General features: G+C 71.4%; 6 protein-coding genes and 1 pseudogene. 2 read left to right on the top strand and 5 right to left on the bottom strand.

The annotated features are described in order from the left end of the window. From CQZ88_RS05820 to CQZ88_RS05800, 5 genes and pseudogenes are all read right to left on the bottom strand, one after another. A pseudogene (locus tag CQZ88_RS05820) lies at positions 1-361 on the bottom strand (hypothetical protein); the annotation flags it as partial. Positions 362-526: 165 nt separating this feature from the next. Further along, positions 527-1537, bottom strand: a complete 1011-nt coding sequence (rsmH, locus tag CQZ88_RS05815) for a 16S rRNA (cytosine(1402)-N(4))-methyltransferase RsmH (RefSeq protein ID WP_006933391.1) — start codon at positions 1535-1537, stop codon at positions 527-529. Positions 1538-1793: 256 nt separating this feature from the next. Next, positions 1794-2225 (bottom strand): division/cell wall cluster transcriptional repressor MraZ, encoded by a 432-nt coding sequence (gene mraZ, locus CQZ88_RS05810; protein WP_010594381.1) that lies wholly within the window; start codon positions 2223-2225, stop codon positions 1794-1796. A 437-nt stretch (positions 2226-2662) separates the two neighbouring features. Next, positions 2663-3079 (bottom strand): DUF3040 domain-containing protein, encoded by a 417-nt coding sequence (locus CQZ88_RS05805; protein WP_006933389.1) that lies wholly within the window; start codon positions 3077-3079, stop codon positions 2663-2665. Between the two features lie 218 nt (positions 3080-3297). Beyond that, complete coding sequence (locus tag CQZ88_RS05800) at positions 3298-3807, bottom strand: SAV_6107 family HEPN domain-containing protein (RefSeq protein ID WP_102799383.1); 510 nt, start codon at positions 3805-3807, stop codon at positions 3298-3300. 178 nt (positions 3808-3985) lie between these two features. On the opposite strand from CQZ88_RS05800, the gene CQZ88_RS05795 reads away from it, so the two are divergent. Both CQZ88_RS05795 and CQZ88_RS05790 read left to right on the top strand, forming a co-directional pair. Next, positions 3986-4585, top strand: coding sequence for an N-acetyltransferase (locus CQZ88_RS05795; protein ID WP_029544191.1), 600 nt, complete (start codon positions 3986-3988; stop codon positions 4583-4585). 10 nt (positions 4586-4595) lie between these two features. After that, on the top strand, positions 4596-5341 hold a 746-nt coding region (locus CQZ88_RS05790; RefSeq protein WP_146034256.1), incomplete at its 3' end, for an NAD(P)/FAD-dependent oxidoreductase.

Raw genomic sequence — 5341 nt, 5'->3', positions numbered from 1 at the left:
TACCCGCGAGCGGCGGAAGCTGGGCCCGGGTCCGGTCATCGGCCGCCGGGGGGTTCAGCGGCGCGGCCGGTGCCCCCTCGGCGGGGGCCGGGGTTCCCACCACGCGCACACCGCCGTCGTCGCCGACGACCAGGCGCGCGACCTCGCCGGTGGGGATCATGCCGAGCTTTGCAGCCTGCATCGCCAGCACCGGCGCCGAGTTGCCGGTTTCGACGTCGCGCTGCAGCACGGCGCGCTCCTGGATCAGGCGCTGGTTGTAGTCGCGTGCGGCGCTGAGCTGGTAGGAGTCCTCCGCGGCGCGCGTGGTCAGCAGCAGGGTTACGGCCATGCCGATGCCGAGGAGACCGATGATGGTGGCCACGAACGGAATTCGCGCCGCCACACTACCGCCGCGGCGAGCCGGTGCGGGAGTCGCCGTGTCCGGGGTCAGGTGCGCCGTGCGACGGCTGCGCCGCTGATACGCCCGCTGCGCAGCCGTGGATCGAGCCGGACGGCGAGCAGGTGCTGCCACCTGTACGGTCATCGGTTACCTCCTGGCGATTCGTTCCGCGGCACGCAGGCGCACGGGCGCCGAACGCGGATTGGCCTCGATCTCCTGCTCCGTCGCCCGTTCCGCCCCGCGGGTGAGCATCCGCAATTCGGGCCCGGTACCCGGAAGTTCCACCGGGAGCCCCTCCGGGCTCTTCGACTTCGTCAGCGGGGTGAGAATCTGCTTGACCACGCGGTCCTCGAGGGACTGGTACGACATGAACACCACCCGTCCCCCGACGGCGAGAGCGTCCAGGGCGTCCGGGATCGCGGCGCGCAGCGAGTCGAGTTCCCCGTTGACCTCGACCCGCAGCGCCTGGAACGTGCGCTTGGCGGGATGGCCGCCGGTGCGGCGGGACGCGGCCGGAATCGCCCGGTACAGCAGCTCCACCAGCTCCCCGCTCGTGCGCAGCGGCGTCTTCGCCCGCTGCCGCACGATCTCCGAGGCGATCTTCCCGGCGAACCGCTCCTCCCCGTAGGTGCTGAGTATGCGGGCGAGGTCGCCGTGGCTGTAGGTGTTGAGCACGTCGGCCGCGGTGACGCCCGTGGTGGGGTCCATGCGCATGTCCAGGGGTGCGTCGCGGGAGTAGGCGAAGCCGCGCTCGGCCTCGTCGAGCTGCATCGAGGACACGCCGAGGTCGAACAGGATCGCATGCACGGAGCCGACCCGATCCAGCCCGCACGAGGCGAGGGCGTCGGCGATGCCGTCGTAGCGGGTGTGCACGAACTGCGTGCGGTCGGCGAACGGCGCGAGCCGCCGGCGGGCGACGGCGAGGGCCTCGGGGTCGCGATCGAGCCCGATCAGGCGCACACCCGGATAGGTCCGCAGGAAGTGCTCGGAGTGTCCGCCGAGACCGAGGGTGGCGTCCACATAGATCGCGCCCGGGCCGGCGGCATCGATGGCGGGGCCGAGCAGTTCGTCGGCGCGGCCGAGCAGGACGGGGATGTGACCGAAGCTCTCCGGACTCCCGGCCTCCGGAACTGCCGCCGCGTCCTGACCCTCCGCCATTCTTCCTCCGGTTGTCCTGCTCGGTTCGTGGGCGATCGGATCGTGGCTTCGGTCGGGGGGTTCGCAGTCACGCCTCCGGATACGACCGCGGCGAATGCATCGAGGTCTCTGTCCGAACTGGAAACCTGGCGTTGGGGAAGTACGTCAGGGTTCCGTTTCACGAACCTGGCACTGGGGAAGTGTGTCAGGGTCGCTGTCGGGCAGAGGCCTCGCGGCACTCGCCGCGGTGGCACTGCGGTCGCTGCTGCGGTTCCGGTCACAGAATGTCGTGCAGGGCCTCGTCTCTCGCTTCCGAAAACTCTTCCTCGTGCTCGGCGAGGTATTGCTCCCACGCCGCCGCGTCCCAGATCTCCAGGTGTTTGACGGCACCGATCACGACGCAGTCCTTCGTGAGCCCCGCGTACTTGCGGTGGGCGGCGGACAGGGTGATCCGGCCCTGCGCATCGGGACGCTGCTCGTCGGTTCCCGCCGCCAGGCTCCGGAGGAACGCCCGGGCCTGCGGATTGCTCCGCGAGGCCGCGGCGGCGCGCTCGGCCAGGGCGGCGAACTCGTCGCGCGGAAAGACGGAAAGGCTGTGGTCCTGACCCTTCGTGATCATCAACCCTCCCGCCAGTTCGTCTCGGTACTTCGCGGGCAGCGTGAGCCGCCCCTTGTCGTCCAGCTTGGGTGTGTGGGTACCGAGGAACACTCGACACCCCCCGCCACGCCCCGGCCGGACCCTGCCTACTACCCGACGGAGGAACCCCTCCGCCGCGACCCACACTACCCCACTTTCCCCCACGTTCAACCGCTTACGCGCCCGCGCGCGGCGCCGTTTTTCGACTGTGCGCAGTTCACGGCGGGTGGGGCGGAGTGGGCGACGACGCACGGCGCGGGCAGCGTCGCGACGCGCGGACCGAGACGCGGGCGCGGGACAGCGAACCCGGACGCGGGAAACACGCTGGTCGGCTCCGTCGCCTCCGCTGCGCGCCGGTCCCGGGAGCCGGAGTGGGCGGAAGTGGGGTACGAACGTGGGGGACGGTGGGGCGCCCGGCGCCGCGGCCGCCGCTCGTCCGGGAACGACGAACGGCGCGTCCCGTGGCGGGACGCGCCGTTCGTGAGAACTCGCGTGGAAGTACTGTCGCGCTACTCCTGCTCGAAACGCCGGCGGAAGCGGTCCTCCATCCTCTTGCTGAACCCTCCACCGGACTTGCGGCCGCCGCGGGACCTACCATCCCCGGCACCGCGGCTTGCCCCGCGGGGACCGTCACCGACGCCTGGACCGCGCTTGCCTCCGAGGAGGAGCAGGACCCCCGCGCCGAACATGACGATGAATCCGACGAGACTGATGATCGGGAACCCACCCGGCTTCACCGGGAGGGCGACGCCCGCGATCAACAACGCCAAACCCAGTGCGAACAACGCGCCGGCCTGGAGCCGACGCCGACTGGACGCCATCCCCATCCGGCTTCCCCGGACGGTAGAGGCGAACTTGGGATCCTCAGCATAGAGCGCGCTCTCGATCTGTTCGAGCATGCGCTGCTCGTGCTCGGAGAGTGGCACGGTACCTCCCCCGGCACTAAACGGTGGCCGCCGGATCTGCGGTCCAGATCGACGGGGGGCCGACTTTGACGGCCGCCTGGCTCAATAATACGAGTACATCCCGGCGGGGACCACCAACTGGGGATTCGAGTTCGATCACGGTTCCGAAGGTCCTGCGTATGACGGACCGACGACCCTGGCCCGGGCCGTCGAACGACCCGGGCTGCCCCCTGCACCGATCATGCGCTGCGCCGGTCGTCCCCCGACCTCGAATTCCCGGACGCCGACGGGTCGTCCGCGCCCGTCAGGTAGTCCTCCACCTCGTGGAGAAAGCGGCCCACCTCGTCGTAGAAGCGGCTCGCCTCGTCGGCGGGCACGGAACGCGTGAACCCCGCCCCGATCGCCGCGCGGGTGTCCGAACGATCGGCGAAGAAGTCCGCCCAGGCGGCGAACTCCGGCTCCGCGCGGGCCATGAGCACCCAGGCGTTGCGGGTGCGGGGACGCCGCGCCGGCCGCACCGCCCGCAACTCGGCGCCCGCGAGCACGGCGCCGGCACCGCGCAGGGCGGCGAGATAGGCCAGGTGGAATCGCTCGGACGGTTCCGGAGTGCCGGCGGCCGCCGAGAGCAGCTCGTCGGCACGGTCGAGCAATGTCGCGGCGCGCGACGACACCGGGCGGGCGGCGCAGTCCGATCGGCCGACGGCCCGCGGGCCGGTCGCACCCGACTGTGCGGTTCGTGACGTGACCATCACTCCGAACACCTCCTGCACCCCGCCGGGGCACCGGCCGGGTCACGGCCCCGGCGATCCGGCGATGTTCGCTTCCCTCGAACATCGCCGGATCCCCGGTATCGAACATCCGTTCGACGTATTCAATATAGCTGCACCTACCGACACGTCGTCAAGGGAAGGCGGTCCAGTCCCCGTCATGAGTACGGATGCGACCCCGCGGGGCGCGGCGCCGATCCTCGTCGATCTGTCCGCTGCCGAGTTCCGCGCGCGACTGCCCGAGGTGCTGCCCATCTACGTGGCCGCCATGCGATACCCGCGCGGCACCGAGTACCACCGCGCGCCCATGTGGTCCGAGCACTCCGCCCGGCCGGGATGGAAAGCTGTCGCGGCGGCACTGCCGGACGAACCGTCGAGGCTCGTCGCGATCGCCTACGGCTATCGCGGGTCGCCGCACCAGTGGTGGAATCAGCAGGTGCGGACCGGGATGCGCCACGCCGGCTACCCCCCGGAGACGATCGACGCCGTCCTCGGCGACTACTTCGAGCTGACCGAACTGCACGTGCGGCCGGACGCCCAGGGTCACCGCATCGGGGAGGCGCTCCTGCGCCGGTTGCTGAGCGACCGCCCCGAGCGCACGGTCCTGCTGTCCACTCCCGAGATCGCCGGCGAGGACAACCGGGCCTGGCGGCTGTACCGGCGATTCGGGTTCCGCGACGTCGTCCGGCAGTTCCGGTTCACCGGGGACGCCCGCCCCTTCGCCGTCCTGGGACGGGACCTTCCGCTCGAAGGTCCGTAGCGTGGGCGGGGTGATCGATGCCGTCGTCGTGGGTTCCGGGCACAACGCCCTGGTGAGCGCGTGCTATCTGGCCCGTGCCGGCTGGTCGGTGGAGGTGCTCGAGAAGGACACCGTGCTCGGCGGCGCCGTGTCGACCGTGGAACGCTTCCCGGGCCACGCCGTCGACCGCGGCTCGTCGGCCCACGTCATGATCCGGCACACCGGCATCGTCGAGGAACTCGAGCTCGCCGCCCACGGCCTGCGCTACGTCGACTGCGACCCGTGGGCGTTCGCGCCCGCCCCCGTGGGCAGCGACCGTCCGGGCATCGTCTTCCATCGTGATCTCGACCGCACCTGCCGATCCGTCGAGGCCGCATGCGGAGCGCGCGAGGCCGACGCCTACCGCCGCTTCGTGACGGTGTGGGGTCCGCGCAGCGCCCGGGTGATGCGCTCGTTCTCGGTGCCGCCGACCGGCCGGCACCTGCTGTCGTCCTTCTGGGGCCTCGACACCGGCAGTGGCGGCAGCGACCTCTCCCGGCAGTTCCTCACCACCGGCGACGCCCTGCTCGACGAGTACTTCGACGACGAGCCGCTCAAGGCCGCCCTCGCCTGGTTCGGTGCCCAGTCCGGCCCCCCGATGTCCGAACCCGGCACCGCCCCCATGGTCGGCTTCGCCGCGCTGATGCACACGCTGCCGCCCGGCCGCGCCGTCGGCGGAAGCGGCGCGCTGACCCGGGCCCTGGCCGCCCGCCTCGCGGTCGACGGCGGCGTCGTCAC

Origin of the sequence: Rhodococcus sp. ENV425 (assembly GCF_002887785.1) — a bacterium.
Classification (GTDB): Bacteria; Actinomycetota; Actinomycetes; order Mycobacteriales; family Mycobacteriaceae; genus Rhodococcus; species Rhodococcus aetherivorans.
The sequence above is the reverse complement of the archived record's forward strand: the minus strand, read 5'-3'. Positions and strand labels throughout refer to the sequence as shown.

Coding starts and splice junctions, on each gene's coding strand:
- CQZ88_RS05795 (WP_029544191.1), top strand. CDS start 3,986: ATGAGTACGGATGCGACCCCGCGGGGCGCGGCGCCGATCCTCGTCGAT.
- CQZ88_RS05800 (WP_102799383.1), bottom strand. CDS start 3,807: ATGGTCACGTCACGAACCGCACAGTCGGGTGCGACCGGCCCGCGGGCC.
- rsmH (WP_006933391.1), bottom strand. CDS start 1,537: ATGGCGGAGGGTCAGGACGCGGCGGCAGTTCCGGAGGCCGGGAGTCCG.